We start from the raw sequence: 15,954 nt of genomic DNA on the forward strand, positions 1-15,954 counted from the left end.
AATCAAATTCGATGCGACGCGCTTTAGAGATCGCATGGCGGCCTGCGAAGTGAAGCAGGCCGTCAAACTCCTGCCACATGCCCTGCATTAATTCGGCGCGACCGCGTATTTCTTAAATCGGAATTGATTTAAGGGTAGGCCATGAGCAGCTCAATGCGTTACCGCATTTCCCTGCGCCTCTGACAAAAGGTGCGGGGGCCGCAGGTAGTCGCGCCGATGGAGATCCGATGCCCGCAATCCTGCGAAAGAAAGCTCATGGCGTCTCAACGAGGGCGCAGGTCATCGATGGTGCGGAAGATGTCGGCGTCGCCTATCAGGTGTTTTCCGATACGGTGGTCGAGGACGTCATCGTCAAGAATTCGCCGCGCGGCTTCAAATTTCACAATGGCAAGAACCTCGTCGTCAGGCGCTGCGAAACGGAGAATGTCAGGGGCGACGGCATCTATCTGACGAAGACGTCGAATGTGCTTCTGGAAAACAACCGCATGGGTGCCGCGCCGGGCGAGGGCGCGGATTGCTGCCAGTTCGCCTATCAAAACAGCGACGACAATATCAGTTCGGACGTGGTGATCCGCGGCAATCTCTTCCTGCAGTCGCCGACGAGCACGTCGAACAAGGGTGCGCTGGTCTGCGATAAAACTCGGCGATACCGCGTCGAGTACAACTTCATCGGCGGCAAGAATTTCTCCTTTTCGTCGATCGGCGACGATGCCGTGGTGCGCAGCAACATCATGCGCGATGGCAGGATGAACGACTATTCCTTCGGCTACGGCATCGGCGACAAGGCCGACCATTCCGGCCATCACCTCTACGACAATTGGATCGAGAACAACAATCGCGGTATCAGTCTCAGCGGCTTTTCCGACCAGGAGCTGGCACTCCGCAGGGATATCGACATCCACGACAACGTCATCAGCGAATGCGACGTCGCCTTCTTCGCCAATCGCCCGTGGTCGGGGAGCTTCCGGCGCAACATATTCATGCGTTGCCGGCAGGACATCCTTATGAAAGGAAAGGGCGAAGCCACGGCCGGCCAGATTGACGGCAATTATCACAATGACGGCAGCTTCCTTAACGTGACGCCGCCGCCGCTTCGCTTCAATGCCGACGGTAAAGTCTCCGTCGCCTCGGGCGAGTGGACATCCGAGCCCGATGAGATCAGCATCCAATGGCGTGACAAAGGGGTAGATATCCCCGGCGCCAACCGGCCTTCCATTGCCGCCGAGCCCGGCATGGAATTGTCCTGCGTGCTGCTCGCCCGCAAGGGTCGCAACTGGATGCTGGCGATCGCCGAAACAGCCTATGACGAATTCATCCCGCGCGCATGGCAGGAAAAAATGCTGCCCTGGCAGAAGCGGTATCTCTCGATCTGAACGGCGCCGCGCGCAGCCACGGGTCGCCCTGGGAACCAAAGGCCCGGCTTTACCGTTGATCGCCATGTCCCACCCCGTGTCCCGGAGACAGGACAGCCATGGCACGCCAGACTTTCTGGAAAGGTTATCTCAAGCTCTCGCTCGTCACTGCCGCCGTCTCGCTGACGCCGGCGACGACCGAGAGCAACAAAGTGCGTTTCCACGTCCTCAATCGCCAGACGAAAAACCGCGTCGAAAGCCGCTATGTCGACAGCCTGACCCACAAACCGGTGGCCGACAGGGACCAGGTGAAGGGCTATCCGCGCGGCGAGGATGATTATGTTCTTCTCGAAGACGAGGAGATCGAGGAAGTCGGGCTGGAAAGCACCCGCACCATCGATATCGACAGCTTCGTGCCGCGCGGCTCGATCGACTGGATCTGGTACGACAAGCCGCATTTTCTGGCGCCCGAGGACAAGGTCGGCGTGGAAGCCTTCTGCGTCATCCGCGAGGCGATGAAGGCGAACGACGTCGTCGGCATTGCCCGTCTGGTTCTCTATCGCCGCGAGCGGGCCGTGCTGCTGGAGCCGCAAGGCAAGGGCATCATTCTCTGGACCCTGCGTTATGGCGACGAGGTGCGTGAACCCTTGGCCGAGATCGACGGCAGGACAAAGATCGACAGCAAGCTTTTGACGCTGATGAAGCAACTGGTGAAGGAACAGACCAAGGATTGGAGCCCGGCCATGGTGCAGGACCCGATCCAGAAACGCGTGAAGTCTATGATCCGCGGCAAACAGAAGAGCTTGAAGCAGGCGGCGCCCGCCAAGAAACCGCCATCGGTGAAATCGACAGGCAACGTCATCAATATCATGGACGCGTTGAAGAAGAGCCTCGCGGAAGGCGGCAGGAAGCCGCGATAATTCCTATCTTTTCTTCTTTTCCAAGGGCTTCGCCGCCGCGAAAAATCCATCCCAGGGATCTCTGGGCAAGGCGTCGAGCCGCGTCGGCGTATTGTCGACGGTAAAATAGGCCGGCCCGATGTCGGCGGTCAGTTCGCTCCATTCCAGCGGCATGGAGACGGCCGCACCCGGTCTTGCCCGCGTCGAGTAGGCGGCAACCGCCGTGTTGCCGCGGCCGTTGCGCAGATAATCGATGAAGATCCTCCCCTTGCGCTTGGCCTTCGTCGCCATTGCGAGATAACGATCGGGATCGTCGGCTGACATGCTGTCGGCCAGCCATTTGGCAAAAGCCTTCACCTCCACCCAGCCGGCTTTCGGTGTCAGCGGCGTCACGACATGCAGTCCCTTGCCGCCCGAGGTCTTGACGAAGGCGGCGAGACCTTCGGCTTCCAGCCGCTCTTTCAATTCGTAAGCAGCGGCTATCACATTCTCCCATGCCACCTCTTCGCCGGGATCGAGGTCCATGGTGATCATGTCCGGCTTTTCCCAATTGTCGGTCGTCGTGCCCCACGGATGAATTTCAAGCACTGCCGATTGCACCAGCGCCACGACCCCGTCGAAATCGGTGATCCGCAGCAGCTTCTCGCCCTGCTTGTCCTTCGGATCGATTATCTGCTCGATATGCGGGTTCATGCCCTTCCAGGCGTGTTTCTGGAAAAACCGCTGACGGCCATTGATTCCGTCCGGCAGACGCAAGAGCGCCAAGGGGCGGTTGACGACGAAGGGCGCCATGAAGCGCCAGACCTGCGCATAATAGTTCGCCAGCCCCTCCTTGGTAACACCCTCGTCCGGCCAGTAGATGCGGTCGGGGTGGCTGAGCGTCACAGCAGCTTTCGGCAGTGGGCGGGCTGCGGTCTGTTCCGTCTCTCGCGTCACCTCTTTGGCGAGCTTGTCTTCGCGCAGTCCGCGGAAGGCGGCATGGCGCAGATTCCCGTCGGCCGACCAGGCGCGGAACTCGACTTCGCCGACCAGCTGCGGCTTGACATAGATCAGCCCGCGTCGCTCATCGGCGGTGAGCTTGTCATCGAAGGAGTTCTCGTTCTGCGCCATCCCTGACAGCTTCTCATAGAGCATTTGCGCAGTTGCCACCGTATATCCGGTGCCGACACGGCCGACATGCTTGAGCTCGCCACCCTGGTAGTAACCCATCGCCAGCGAGCCGACCGCATTCTTCATCGAGGTCGACGGCACATAGCCGCCGATGACGAATTCCTGCCGGTGCGAGCACTTCGATTTGATCCAGTCGCCCTTACGTCCCGAGGTGTATTTGCTGTCGCGCAGCTTGGAGATCACACCTTCGAGGCTGAGCCGGCAGGCATGATCGAGTACCAGGCCGCCGCGTTCGTTGAAATGTGCGCTGTAACGCAGCTTGTCATCACCGGCAGGCAGCAGGCCTTCGAGCAGATGCTTGCGATCAATGAGCGTGGCGTCCAGCAGGCTATGGCCGTCGAGATGAAGGAGATCGAAAGCATAGAAGACGAAGCGGTCGTTGCGGTCCTCGCTCAGATCGCGCTGGAGCGCTGCGAAATCCGAGGCGCCGCTATCGCGCTCGACGACAATTTCGCCATCTATCACCGCCGATTGCACCGGCAGGGCGGCAAAGGCGTCGAGCACGTCCTTGCCGAATTTTGCCGTCCAGTCGAGGCCGCTGCGGGTCAACATACGGACCTTGCCGTCCTCGACCCTGACCTGCAGTCGATAGCCGTCGAACTTGATCTCGTGGATCCAGCGATCACCTGCCGGCGGCTTCGGCTTCAATTTGGCGAGCGCCGGTTCGATGAAGTCGGGCATTGCGCCCTTGCGCGCGCCTTTAGGCCATTCGCGTTGCCGGGATACCGACGACGTCGCCTTTTGCGCCGGCTTCTTGGCGGCAACCGCCTTGCCGCTCCCCGATTTGAACTTCCAGGTCGCATCGGGATTTTCCGCCACCTCTTCAAGCTGCCGACCTGTTTTGGCCGATTCCGGCCGTTCCTCGAGAATGTCGCCGTCATGGCGCGCCTCGGCGTCATCCCCCTTGATCAACAGCCAGTTCTCGCGCTTCTCGCCCGGCCGGCCGTGCATGCGCACGAGGTGCCATCGTCCCTTCAGCTTCTCACCGTCGAGCTCGAATTCCAGATGGCCTTTCCGGTAGGCCTTGTCAGCGTCGCCGAGCGGCGTCCAGGTGCCGCGGTCCCAGACGATTACGGTGCCGCCGCCATACTGCCCTTTCGGGATGATGCCTTCGAAATCGCCATAGGATAGCGGGTGGTCTTCGACATGCACCGCCAGGCGCTTGTCCTCCGGATTGAGGCTCGGCCCCTTGGTCACTGCCCAGCTCTTCAGCACGCCATCCATCTCGAGCCGGAAGTCATAGTGCAGCCTTGTCGCATCATGCTTCTGGATGACGAAACTGTTGCCGCTGCTGTGGCCCTTGCGCCCGCGCGGCTCCGGGGTGAGTTTGAAATTGCGCTTCGCCTGATAGGTCTCGAGAGCCATCTCAGCCTGCCTTCTTCCTTTGGCTGTCGCTGCGCGCCGGCGTCTTCTTCGCTGCGCTCTTGCCGCTCATTTTCGCGCTCTGGCGCAGCGCTTCCATCAGATCGACGACCTTGCGTTCCGGCGCCGGTTTCTTCTTTGGCGGCGCCCGACCCTCGATCTTCGCCTTCACCAATTCGACGAGGGCGGTTTCGTAGCGATCCTCGTGTTCACTGGGATCGAAGCTGCCACGTTTGGTTTCGATAATATGCCCGGCGAGCTCGAGCATTTCCTTCTCGAATTTGATATCGGGAATATCCTTGAAGACGGTGTCGGCCGAGCGCACCTCATAATCGAAGTTCAGCATGGTCGCGATAATATGGGTGTCATGCGGCCGGATCAGCAGCGTACGGTGGCGCCGGAAAAGCACAGCTTCGGCCAGCGCCGCCACCTTGGCGTCCCGCATGCCCCGGATGATCAGCGACAGGGCTTGTTCATCGTGCTCATCGACGGGTGCGAGATAATAGGGGCGGTCGAAATAGAGCTTGTCGATATTGTCATAGGCGATGAAAGCTTTGACATCGAGCACCTTGTCGCTCTCCGGCATGAGCTGGGCAATCTCGTCGCCTTCGATGATGATGTAATCGCCATTCTCCATCTGGTAGCCCTTAACCTGGTCGTCGCGCTCCACCGGCTTGCCGGTTTCGCTGTCGACGAATTGTCGTTCCACCCGATGGCCGGTCCTGCGGTTGATGATGTTGAAGGAAACCCGGTCCGAGGAAGAAATGGCGGTATAGAGCCCGACGGCGCAAGCAAGGTCGCCTACCTTCAGATGACCTTTCCAGCTTGCCCGCGCGGCCATTCCATCCTCCGTGACAAATCAGAGCCGACTGCTGCTCTTGTCGGTTTCGAGTTCCTGGAATGCCCAGCCGCCGTCGGGTGAGGGATAGGCGAGCAGCGCATCGCCATCGCCGATCTTCTGCCGCGACGCGGCGTCCTTGGCGCGGGCGATCGCTTCTTCGGCCGTCTGATAGGTTTCCGATAACGTGTCGCCGAGCTTGTAGGCCCAGCCATTGTCATGCGGGACGACCTGATAGGTGATATCGGCCATTTCGGATCTCCTCTTCTTCGAACGCCTTTTGCGCAGGTCGGGACTCAGGACCGCTGCGGAGCTCGGCTGGAATTGCTCCTAGTTCCGATTTGGTTTGCGCCTTTCATCGAGGGCGATGATCTTCTCGAGCGAAGCAATATCCTCGCTGGTGACGACGGGAACCGGATCGGCCGCAATCGCCTCCAGCACCTCCTCCGAGATGGCGCCGTTGCGGATCGCCCATTCCAGCGTCTCGCGTGTTTCCCGCTCGGCCTTCAGCTGCGCATAGAGCGCGACGATCAGCCGGTCGCGGGCATCCATCCGCCGGTCCTGACGATCCATCTTGCGGACATGCGGCATCGCAATCCACCTTTGTCACTGCTTTCGCTCAGGTGTAGTCAACTGATGGCGGATGGAAAGGTTCCGCTATCGGCGACCGCCGGCGCCGTTGCCGGCCGGTGCGGATTGTCCTATCTCTGCGAAGCTGTTGTCAGAGGATTCCTTCATGGCTGATCTCAAGGCTCGCCCCCGTCCGACCGGCGCCACCGCCACTCTCGGCCGCACCGGCTTTCCGCATGTCACTTCCACCACGAAGGGCGAGATCGATATCGTCACCGCGCCCTCGCAGCCGGGCTTCAGCCCGCTCGATCTGCTCTATGCGTCGCTCTCGGGCTGTCTCGTGCTCAGCGCCCGCATTGCCGCCAGCCATATGGGCGTTCTCGACAGGATCAGCGAGATCACCGCCGACGTCACCGGCGAAAAGGCGACCGAAGGGCACTCACGCGTTGCGAAGTTCAACATCGTCTTCTCGATCAAGGGCGATATCGACGAGGAGACCCGCAGCCAAATCGTCCATGCCGCCGAAGATGAGATCTGCACGGTCAGCAACACCATCCGCGGCAATCCCGAATTCTCGACGACGTTAGCGGCATCGGACTGAGATCAACAAATCGACAATCGCAGATGGAGCATTGCGCGGGCAATGTCCGGCTTCTATGCTCAGCTATCGAAGCAACGGTCTCGGCCATCATGCAGCCCAAGCCTCTGCCGACGTCCGGAAAACCCGTCGTCGCCATCATCGGCGGTGGCGTCTCCGGCGCGGGCGTCGCCTATCATCTCGCCGGGGCGATGGCCGACGCGCTTCCCGTCATCGTCGTCTTCGAGCCACGCGCCGAGCTCGGTCGTGGTCTTGCCTATGACACGGATGACCCGGCTCACCGCATCAACGTTCCCGCCGCCAAGATGAGCCTGCAGCCTGACGACCAGACCGAATTCCAGGCTTGGATCGACGCCCGCGACGCCGTCGCCTGCGACCCCGAGGCAAAACGCCCTGATGGTCAAGTCTTTCCCCGGCGTCGGCTCTTCGGCGATTATGTCGCCTCCCTGCTGAAACCGCTGCTGGCGGACGGCAGCGTGCGTCACTGTCGCGCGGCCGTCAGCCATGTCGAGCGTCGGGCCGGCCGCTGGTCGATCCGCGATAACAAAGGCGGCGTGACGGAGGCCGATATCGTCGCGATCGCCACCAGCCATCCGCCGCCGGCAGCTCCCGGCCGACTTGCAAGCCGGCTTGCCGCCCATCCCCGTTTCGTCGCCGATACCACCAGATCGGGCGCGCTCGACGTCATCCGTCCCCACGACCGTGTGCTGGTCATCGGCAACGGCCTGACCGCCGCCGACGTCATTGCCTCGCTTGCCGGCCGCGGACATGATGGTCCGGTGACGGCGATCTCGCGCCGTGGCCTGCGCTCGCGTGGGCATGCGCCGGTGCCGCAACCGCTCTATGGCGATTTCGTTGCCGAAGCGGCTCATTCCGCCGTTTCGCTGCTGGCGGGAATCCGCGCCGCCATCAGCGCCGCGAAGGCGCAGGGCATAAGCTGGCATGGGGTGATCGATCAGGTGCGGGCGCAGGGATTTGATCTCTGGCAGGCGCTGCCGGTGGCCGAAAGGCGTCGTCTCGTCCGCCATCTGCGCTCCTATTGGGATGTGCATCGTTTCCGCGTCGCGCCGCAGGTGGAAGCCGTGCTCGATATGGCGATTGCTGCCGGTCGCCTGGAAATCCTTGCCGGCTCCGTCGCCGATGCGCGCATCGAAGGCGAACTCATCCGTTGCACGCTTCAGCCGCGCCATCGGGGCCAGCCGCTTGAGCGGATCTATGACGCCGTCGTCGTCACCACCGGTCCGGCCCATGGCGGCATTCTCGAAACCCAGCCCTGGCTCGCGGCGCTTGCGGCAGACGGCCATCTGTCGCTTGATCCCACCGGCCTCGGTCTTGCCTGCACCGCGCGCTCGGAGGCGATCGGTCCGTCGGGAAAGGCCGATCCGTCGCTGTTGATCTCCGGTCCGCTGGCGCGTGGCACCTTCGGCGAGTTGATGGGGCTGCCGCAGGTGACCGAGCATGCCTTCTTCATTGCGGCCGAAATCGCCGCAAAGCTGCGGCTTGCTGAGACAAAGGCGCATCCCGCCTGATTTTCCATTCGATGTCGTTCTCCGACTGTCTCAGGCCATCGACTTCTGCTACGCAGTCCGCAGTCAATAACCCGCCTTCGGGCCATCAGAAATATCGAGATCATGTCGCAGTCCGCTTCCACCCTTTCCGAAGCCTCGCCTTCCAATCGCCTCGCTCTTGCGGCGCTCGTTCTCGGCGGTGCGGCAATCGGCGGATCGCCGATCTTCGTGCGGCTGTCCGAGGTCGGTCCGATGGCCACCGCCTTCTGGCGCGTGGCGCTGGCGCTGATCCCGATCTTCATCGTCTCGCTGCTGAAGAGGGATGCTGGCCCCAGACCGCAAAGCCTTGCCGACTACGGCATGCTGGTTCTGCCGGGCGTGATGCTGGCGCTCGACCTTGCCGCCTGGCACCTTTCTCTCACCATGACCTCGGTCGCCAACGCGACGCTGCTAGCCAATCTCGCGCCTGTTTTCGTCACGCTGATCGCCGTCCTGTTTTTCAGGGCGAGAACCAGTGGAATCTTTGTGCTGGGGCTGCTCCTGGCGCTTGCTGGAGTCGTTATTCTGAAAGGCGGTCCGGCGGGGCTCGGTAATGGCGACTTGCGTGGCGACGGCACCGCGATGGTCGCCGCCTTCTTCTATGCTTGTTATATCCTGGCGATCGGCAGGCTGCGCAGCCGGTTCGATACGATCCGCATCATGTTGTGGAGCACGGCGTCCGCCGCCGTCTGCGTCTTCCCGCTGGCCTTCTTGTTCGAAGGCCATATGCTGCCGGCGACCCTCTATGGCTGGTCGATCCTCTTCAGTCTCGCCTTTATCAGCCATGCCGGCGGGCAGGTGGCCATCACCTATGCGCTGGCCTACCTGCCGCCGGCATTCTCCTCGCTGACACTGCTGTTGCAGCCGGTCGTCGCCGCCATCCTCGCCTGGGCGCTGCTCAACGAGGCGATCGGCACCATGCAGGCGCTGGGGGCCGCCGTGGTGCTCGCCGGCATCATGGTCGCCAGGGCATCACGCGTCTAAGCATCCGGACGCAACGTCAGCGATTTTCCTGCAGCAGCCATTTTTGGATAATCGGCACGTCGGCATCGCCGAGATCGTGGCCGCCGGGAATGACGTCGGAATCGACGGTGGCGCCCGAACTTTTGAGCCGCACTTCCAACTCGCTCGCATATTTGCCGTAGGCATCGGTCTTGCCGCTGATAACGAGCAGGTCCGTGCCCTTCAGGTCGGCATGCGGATAGTCGCTGAGGACAGGCATGGAGCGCAGCAGTACCGCCTTGTGAACGAGATTCGGGTGCAGGTAGAGCAGCGAGTTCAAAAGGTTGGCGCCATTCGAATAGCCGACATAGACGACCTTCTTGGGATCGAGTCCATAGGACTTGACGGCGCCTTCGATGAAGGCTGCAAAGGCCTCCGCCTCGGTCTTGATGTCGTTCTGGTCGAAGGAGAAGGGCGTGATGCGCTTGTACCAGCGCGGAAAACCTTCCTCCGTCGCGCGGCCGCGCACGCCGAGCAGCGTGGCGCGCGGCGCCACTTTGTTGAGGAGCGGCATCAGCGTCGTCTCATTGCCGCCCGAGCCGTGCAGCAGCACGAAGACGCTGCCGTCGGGATCCGGCGGCGTGTAAAAGCGATGGACGAAGGGCAGTTCGCGATAATTGATGCGCGGCTGGCCGGGCATCGAAAATTGCGGCAGCATCACCTTCAGCTCGTCGAGATTGGTGATCGCGTCGGGTGGCGCGAAAAGTTTCGTTCCGAGTGCGGCGTGCTCTTCGTCGACGGTCATGCCCGGCTTGTCGGTCGCAAGCTCCACCAGCGTGCCACCCGGCTCGCGGGCATAGAGCGAGCGGAAATATTTGCGGTCATGCATGTTGGTCGGCGACGCATCGGTCGCCTCCAGGGCCTTGCCGACCGACAGCAGCGTCTCCTCGTCGGGTGCGCGGAAGGCGACGTGATCGACCGTGCCGGTGCCGGGCGCTCCGGACCAGAAGCCGCGCGCATCGCGCACGTCGATAATGTCGCCCGATTGCGAAACCAGCCTGTCGATCGTGCCGCGATTGGCCTGGAAGCGGTATCCGAAATGGCGCTCGAGAAAGCCGCGGCTTTCGATGGGCTTTTCTGTCAGCATGGTCGCGCCGCGTACGCGCTGGACGGCATGTTCGACGGGGATCGAGGCGCCGTCCCAAGCGGCCGGCGAGGTGACGTTCTTGGCGCCTGCGAGCTTGAGGATGATATTGTCGGGATCCTTCAGCCTGAGCACAGGCTCGCCGAATTCGTCGGCCGGCCCCTCCGAGCGCAGCCCAAAGCTCATGGCGCGCGTCAGCCAATAACCGATGCTCGCCGGATTGATCGCCAGTGAAATCTCGCTGATCTGGCCGTAGCCCGCCCGGCCGGGGGCGCCGTCTTCCCAGACGAGGAAGGTGAGCAGCGAACCCGGCGTTCCCGCCGCGTCGCCGTAGAGCAGATGAAGCTGCATCACATCTTCGTAACCGGCCGTCTGCTTGACGAGCCGCATGCCGAGAAAGCCGGCGTAGAAGTCCACGTTTGCCTGCACCTTGCGGGTGATGGCCGTCACGTGATGTATGCCTGATACCATCGAGAGCAGTCCTGATTGAAGCGGCGTCGTCAGGAGCGCGAGTATGAAAGTTGCAAAGATCATACCGTTGCCAATGACCACCGCTTAGTTTTGTTCCGCACAAAGCGCAAGCGAATCGCCGCGCTGCAGCAGCTCCAGATGATCGACGTCCTCGAGTGCCTCTTCCAGTTGCTGCAGGGTCGGCGGCTTGACCATATAGGCGCGCGCGCCGAGATTTCTGGCCCGCTGCCTGTCGGTCTCGTCGCTTGAGGTGCTGAGAATGCAGACGGGAATCCGTTTCAGTCGGGCGTCGGCCGAAAGTGCGTTCAGCACTTCAAAGCCGTCCATGATCGGCATGTTGATGTCGAGCAGCATCAGGTCGATCTGCGGCACGTCGGCAATGCCGGCGCGTTCTTCGAGCAGCCGCATCGCCTCGCGTCCGTTGGTGGCGACATGCAGGTTGAAGGTCACCTTCTCCCGCCGCATCAGCTTGATTTTCAGAATCTGGATGTCGGCCGGGCTGTCTTCGACGAGCAGCACTTCGGCAAGCCTGCCGGAACCTTCGCCCGGCTGCTCCGCAGGCTTTGCGGTGGGCGGAACAGCCGATGCGGCGGGCGGCGCCGGCCGCGCCGCAGAAAGCGGTATTTCGACGATGAAGGTGGCGCCGGGCCCCTTGTCCGGTTCGCACCAGATCGAGCCGCCATGCAGCTGTGCGATGCGGCGGCAGATGGCAAGGCCGAGCCCGGTGCCCTCGATGCCGCGGCCGACCAGCCGCTTGAACGGCTGGAAGATCAACTCGCGGTGCTCGGGATCGATGCCCGGTCCGTTGTCACGGACCGTCAGGCGGCAGGTGTCTCCCTGCGCTTCGCCCGAGATCGTCACCTCCGGAGCTTTTTGATCGCAATAGCGGATGGCATTCGACACCAGGTTCTGGAGAAGCTGGGTCAGCAGCGTCGCATCGCCCATGACCTCCGGCAGCGCCCCGCGGATGACGACCGCCCCGCGGCTCTCGACCTGCTGGCGCAGATTGTCCTCCACCTGGTTGAGCACATCCGACAGCGCGACCGGCGTCAGCGCCGGCCCGCCATAGGCTTCGAGCTTGGTGAAGCCCGAGACCTTGACGATCAGGTCTTCCATATGGTCGGCGGCGCTGAGCACATAATCGAGCAGTTCCCGGTCTTCGGCCGGAAGTGCTGCGGAACCATGCAGGATGCGGCTGAAGGATTTGATCGTCCTGAGCGGCTCCTTCAGATCATGGGCCATGGCGCGCGTGAAGATCTCGAGCGATTGCCGCTTCTGCTCCAGCTGTGCTTCCAGCATGCCGTGCATGATGGCGTTCTGGATGCAGCGGTGCAGCGTTTCGGGCGACAGCGAATCCTTGGTGAGGTAGTCGCGTGCGCCGGCCTTCATTACTTCGACCGCAACCGTCTCGCTGCCCTGGCCGGTCAGCATGATGACATTGGCGACAGGATCGTCCTCCAATATATCGGCAAGCACGCCGAGCCCGTCGCGCCCCGGCAGCGAATAGTCGAGCAGGATGCAGTCCGGCCGCTTGCGCCCGTTCAGCACGCGACCCTCTTCGCCGGTCTCCGCCTCGACGACGGTATAGGCGGTGCTGGAGACGCGGCCCAATATGCGGCGATAGACTTCGCGATCGTCGATATTGTCGTCGATGATGAGAATGCAGCAGTCTTCCGCCAAACCGTCAGTCCTCGAGCGGCAGGATCGCGATTTCGAACCAGTATTCCTTCAGCCGCTGGATCGCGGCGAAGAGGCCGTCGAGATCGACCGGCTTCTGTACATAGGTATTGGCGCCGAGCGCATAGCAGCCTTCGATGTCGCGCTCGTCGTCGGATGTCGTCAGGATCACCACGGGAATCTTGCGCCAGCCGTCGTTCGACTTGATCGCCTCCAGCGTCTTGCGGCCGTCGAGGCCCGGCATGTTGAGGTCGAGCAGGATCAGCCCGGGTTTCGGCACCATCACCGCAAGCATGTCGAGCGCTTCCTGGCCGGAGGCTGCCCAGCGGATCGAGTTGCGCAGGTTGGTGCGCTTGAAGGCGCGCATCGTCGCTTCGAAATCGTCTTCGCTGTCTTCGACGATGAGGATCGGTTGCGTGTCACGCTGCTGCATTCTGCCCCTCGCGCTTTTTTCCCAGGGTGAAATAGAATGTGGTGCCGGCGCCAACTTCGGATTCCAGCCAGATGTCGCCATTGTGCCGCGCGATGATCTTGCGGACGAAGGTGAGGCCTGCTCCGGTCCCGTCGTCGGAATCCTGCGACTTTTCGAGACGTTTGAAAATGCGGAAAATGTCCTCATGGAATTCCTGGGGTATACCTTTGCCGTTATCCCTAACGAAAAACACGTTGCGGGCAATCGTGCCGTTCTGGCCGACATAGCGTTCGAGATAACCGATCGAGACCAGCGGCGCCGGCTTGTCGTTGTATTTGATCGCGTTGGTGATGAGATTGCGGAACACTTCGGTCAGCCGTGGCGCGTCGCAGACCACTTCCGGCAGCCGGCCGTCGATGACGACCCTGGCATGCCGCTCCTCCAGCAGGAGCTCCATCGTCGCAACCACATCCTTGATGATCAGACCGATATCGGTGCGTTTGACCGCCAGCTGCTGTCGCCCAAGCCGGGAGAAGTAAAGCAGGTCATTGACGAGTTTCTCCATGCGCTGGCTGAGACGCACCAGACGGTTCAGCCGGCGCACGCCGTCATCGTCGAGCTTGTCCTCATAGTCTTCGAGGAGAAAGCGGGAGTGGTTGTGCAGGCCGCGCAGCGGCTCCTTCAGATCATGCGATGCGATGTAGGCGAATTCGTCGAGGTCGTGGTTGCTGCGCTCGAGCTCGGCGGTATAAGCCTCGAGTTGGGCAAGCGTGGTTTTCATCCGCTCTTCCTGCCGGGCGCGTTCGCTGATGTCGCGAACGATGCCGACAAAGGTCTTTGTCTCGCCGCTGGCGACGACGCTAATTGACACCTCGATCGGAAAGACGATGCCGTTCTTGCGTCGTCCGGAGACCATGCGCGTCGTGCCGATGATGCGTTCCTCGCCGGTCTGCCGGTAATGGGTGAGATAGCCGTCATGCTCGGAATGATAGGGCTCCGGCATCAGCATCTTGATGTTCCGGCCGATCGTCTCCTGCGGGGAATAGCCGAACATGCTTTCGGCCGCCGGATTGAAACTCTTGATCGTTCCGCGCTCGTCGATGACGATGACGGCGTCGGGCGTACTGCGCACCAGCGCGCCGAAGCGGATGCGTTCAGCCTCGAGATTGTGGTTGTTGCGCAGGAAATAGAAGACGAGGATCGCGATCAGCCAGAGCGTGGCGGCGGTGATCGTGCGGTTGGCGATCTCCTGCCAGAACGAGGTCTGGTCGTGCTGGACGGCCAAGAAGCCGAGCATCAGCAACACGGTGCAGGCAAAGGCGAAGAAGAGTGGCGCATTCCTGTTGCCGAACCAGAGGGCGGTCAGCACCAGCGGCACGTAGAGAATGCCGTTGGCAAGGCCAAGCGGCGTATAGAGATCGACGATAAGGCCGCTGAAGCAGACCGCTGCCGGGATCCAGAGCGGGATCTGCGCCCGGTATGCCGGCTGCAGCCACCAGGAGCGCGCAAGAAGGCCCGAGCCGAAGAATACCAAGCCGATCGCCGTATGCAGGGCCATCGCCGCATAAGGCCCCCAGCGGTAGCCTTGTTCGGCATCGGTGACATAGCCGGCGAGCGCGATCATGCCGAGCGTGATGACGACGTAGCTCGTCAGCTCCTGCACCACCTGGCTTCTCGGCCTCTCCAGGTGGAGCGAAAGCAGCAGCGAAAGGTTGGCGATCAGGAAGATCAACGCCGTGTTGGGCCCCATGCCGCCGCCGATCTCGGCGATGAAGTCGGGCGGAACCACGAACTGGGAGATCAGCATATCGACATTGTGGAAACGTCGCCCGAGCGTCGCTATTTCCACGAGCCGGGCCGCCGCGATCGCCGCTGCAAGCCCAGCCAGAACCGTTGCCGCTATGCGAAAGCGGCGGCCGGCCAGCGTCGAGGCGGCAAGCCCGACGCCGGAAAGCACGAAGCAGAGCGCGGTGTTGAAAGCCATCGACGGGAAGCCGGGGATGAGCCAGATGACGATCGCGATCTGCAACAACCAGCCGGCCAGGGCGCTGGCGCCGAGAAGCAACATCAGGCAGCCGACAGCGATCGCGAAGGCACGGTAGCGCCGCCTTCGCTGATCCTGCAGGTCCACGTTGCCCTTATCCTGCACCCGTGCATCCTCCCGCGGTTGGCACGGCCGCCATTTTTTCCGAAATCAAGGAATACTCAATAGGCAGGCGACGCCGCCGCCGCGCTTTTTGCGAAATGATTTTTCGATAAGATGGATCGAATTTTCGTGAAATCGCGATATCGTGAGGTCGAAGGACGGCGCGGTTCATTCGAACAATATCCAAATCATGGTGCTGGATGCCTACAATCGTGTACGTCGACGACAGCAGGGATGATCTCTTCTATCTCGACTATATCCGAAGGAAGCAGCAGATAGACGTCGATCTGTTCTGTTTTTCGACGGCCGAGACGGCGCTGGAGGCGCTGAAGCAGCGCGTGGCCGAAGGCTGGGCCCCGCCGGAGCTGCTGGTCGCCGATCTCTACATGCCTCTCGACAGCGGCATCGGTCTGATGAGCAGGCTGCGCGGCGACAATCGGTTCAGCGCGATGCGGCTTGCGATCTGCAGCGGATCGGATGCCGATGAGGATCGCGCCCGCGCGCTTGAGGCCGGCGCCGATTTTTACCTCGAGAAGCCGCTTGACCTCGCCGCGATCGTTCTCAATCTTGAAGTGTAGGAAACGGCGAAACGCCGATGGTGCGTTCCTGGCGTTCATCAGGGGCGATATGCCAAACCGCAATTGACAAGGCCGAGTGTGCATCCCAAGATGCAACCAAAACGAAGCGGACGGAATAAAAAGTAAGCGCTGAGAGAACCGAATTGACCCGCGTTCGCCGCCACGAACTTCAGCCAACCCCTTAGCTGAATGGGCCTATCGGCTCTCTCGCGCTTACGTCTGGCACTGCCTTCTCGCATTCATGGATG

At 61.7% G+C, this 15,954-nt stretch carries 14 protein-coding genes; 6 read left to right on the top strand and 8 right to left on the bottom strand.

Annotation, left to right across the window (positions count from 1 at the left end; translation table 11 throughout):
* The first annotated feature begins 227 nt into the window (after window positions 1-227).
* A complete protein-coding gene (locus J2J99_RS03270; protein ID WP_168295911.1) occupies window positions 228-1,373 on the top strand; it encodes a right-handed parallel beta-helix repeat-containing protein in 1,146 nt (381 codons plus the stop codon).
* A gap of 98 nt (window positions 1,374-1,471) precedes the next feature.
* Entirely contained in the window at window positions 1,472-2,272 is an 801-nt protein-coding gene (ku, locus tag J2J99_RS03275; protein ID WP_168295912.1) for a non-homologous end joining protein Ku, read from the top strand.
* A gap of 3 nt (window positions 2,273-2,275) precedes the next feature.
* On the opposite strand, the gene ligD is transcribed toward ku (J2J99_RS03275), so the two are convergent.
* The 4 genes from ligD to J2J99_RS03295 all read right to left on the bottom strand — a co-directional run bounded on the left by ligD (window position 2,276) and on the right by J2J99_RS03295 (window position 6,212).
* Window positions 2,276-4,786, bottom strand: a complete 2,511-nt coding sequence (gene ligD, locus J2J99_RS03280) for a DNA ligase D (protein WP_168295913.1) — start codon at window positions 4,784-4,786, stop codon at window positions 2,276-2,278.
* 1 nt (window position 4,787) lies between these two features.
* Window positions 4,788-5,624, bottom strand: coding sequence for a non-homologous end joining protein Ku (gene ku, locus J2J99_RS03285; protein WP_168295914.1), 837 nt, complete (start codon window positions 5,622-5,624; stop codon window positions 4,788-4,790).
* 18 nt (window positions 5,625-5,642) lie between these two features.
* Entirely contained in the window at window positions 5,643-5,873 is a 231-nt protein-coding gene (locus J2J99_RS03290; RefSeq protein ID WP_168295915.1) for a DUF2188 domain-containing protein, read from the bottom strand.
* A 78-nt stretch (window positions 5,874-5,951) separates the two neighbouring features.
* Window positions 5,952-6,212, bottom strand: coding sequence for a hypothetical protein (locus tag J2J99_RS03295; RefSeq protein WP_168295916.1), 261 nt, complete (start codon window positions 6,210-6,212; stop codon window positions 5,952-5,954).
* A gap of 145 nt (window positions 6,213-6,357) precedes the next feature.
* On the opposite strand from J2J99_RS03295, the gene J2J99_RS03300 reads away from it, so the two are divergent.
* The 3 genes from J2J99_RS03300 to J2J99_RS03310 all read left to right on the top strand — a co-directional run bounded on the left by J2J99_RS03300 (window position 6,358) and on the right by J2J99_RS03310 (window position 9,320).
* A complete protein-coding gene (locus J2J99_RS03300; protein WP_168295917.1) occupies window positions 6,358-6,792 on the top strand; it encodes an OsmC family protein in 435 nt (144 codons plus the stop codon).
* An 89-nt stretch (window positions 6,793-6,881) separates the two neighbouring features.
* Window positions 6,882-8,318: an FAD/NAD(P)-binding protein gene (locus tag J2J99_RS03305; RefSeq protein ID WP_168295918.1), complete on the top strand. Its 1,437-nt coding sequence runs from the start codon at window positions 6,882-6,884 to the stop codon at window positions 8,316-8,318.
* Window positions 8,319-8,420: 102 nt separating this feature from the next.
* Window positions 8,421-9,320 (top strand): DMT family transporter, encoded by a 900-nt coding sequence (locus tag J2J99_RS03310; RefSeq protein ID WP_168295919.1) that lies wholly within the window; start codon window positions 8,421-8,423, stop codon window positions 9,318-9,320.
* A 16-nt stretch (window positions 9,321-9,336) separates the two neighbouring features.
* Here the strand turns inward: J2J99_RS03310 and J2J99_RS03315 are convergent, their stop codons facing one another.
* Genes J2J99_RS03315 through J2J99_RS03330 form a run of 4 tightly spaced genes read right to left on the bottom strand, consistent with a single transcriptional unit; the run spans window position 9,337 to window position 15,131 of the window.
* Window positions 9,337-10,956 (bottom strand): VOC family protein, encoded by a 1,620-nt coding sequence (locus tag J2J99_RS03315; RefSeq protein ID WP_205918730.1) that lies wholly within the window; start codon window positions 10,954-10,956, stop codon window positions 9,337-9,339.
* Between the two features lie 21 nt (window positions 10,957-10,977).
* Complete coding sequence (locus tag J2J99_RS03320) at window positions 10,978-12,573, bottom strand: response regulator (RefSeq protein ID WP_168295920.1); 1,596 nt, start codon at window positions 12,571-12,573, stop codon at window positions 10,978-10,980.
* 4 nt (window positions 12,574-12,577) lie between these two features.
* Window positions 12,578-13,003: a response regulator gene (locus tag J2J99_RS03325; protein WP_168295921.1), complete on the bottom strand. Its 426-nt coding sequence runs from the start codon at window positions 13,001-13,003 to the stop codon at window positions 12,578-12,580.
* Window positions 12,990-15,131, bottom strand: a complete 2,142-nt coding sequence (locus tag J2J99_RS03330; protein ID WP_168295922.1) for a sensor histidine kinase — start codon at window positions 15,129-15,131, stop codon at window positions 12,990-12,992. Before J2J99_RS03330 ends, J2J99_RS03325 begins: the two co-directional genes overlap by 14 nt.
* Before the next feature lie 197 nt (window positions 15,132-15,328).
* Here J2J99_RS03330 and J2J99_RS03335 point away from each other — a divergent pair, with 197 nt between their 5' ends.
* Window positions 15,329-15,706, top strand: a complete 378-nt coding sequence (locus J2J99_RS03335) for a response regulator (RefSeq protein WP_168295923.1) — start codon at window positions 15,329-15,331, stop codon at window positions 15,704-15,706.
* The last annotated feature ends 248 nt before the right edge of the window (window positions 15,707-15,954 follow it).

The organism is Rhizobium binae, from assembly GCF_017357225.1.
Lineage (GTDB): Bacteria > Pseudomonadota > Alphaproteobacteria > Rhizobiales > Rhizobiaceae > Rhizobium > Rhizobium binae.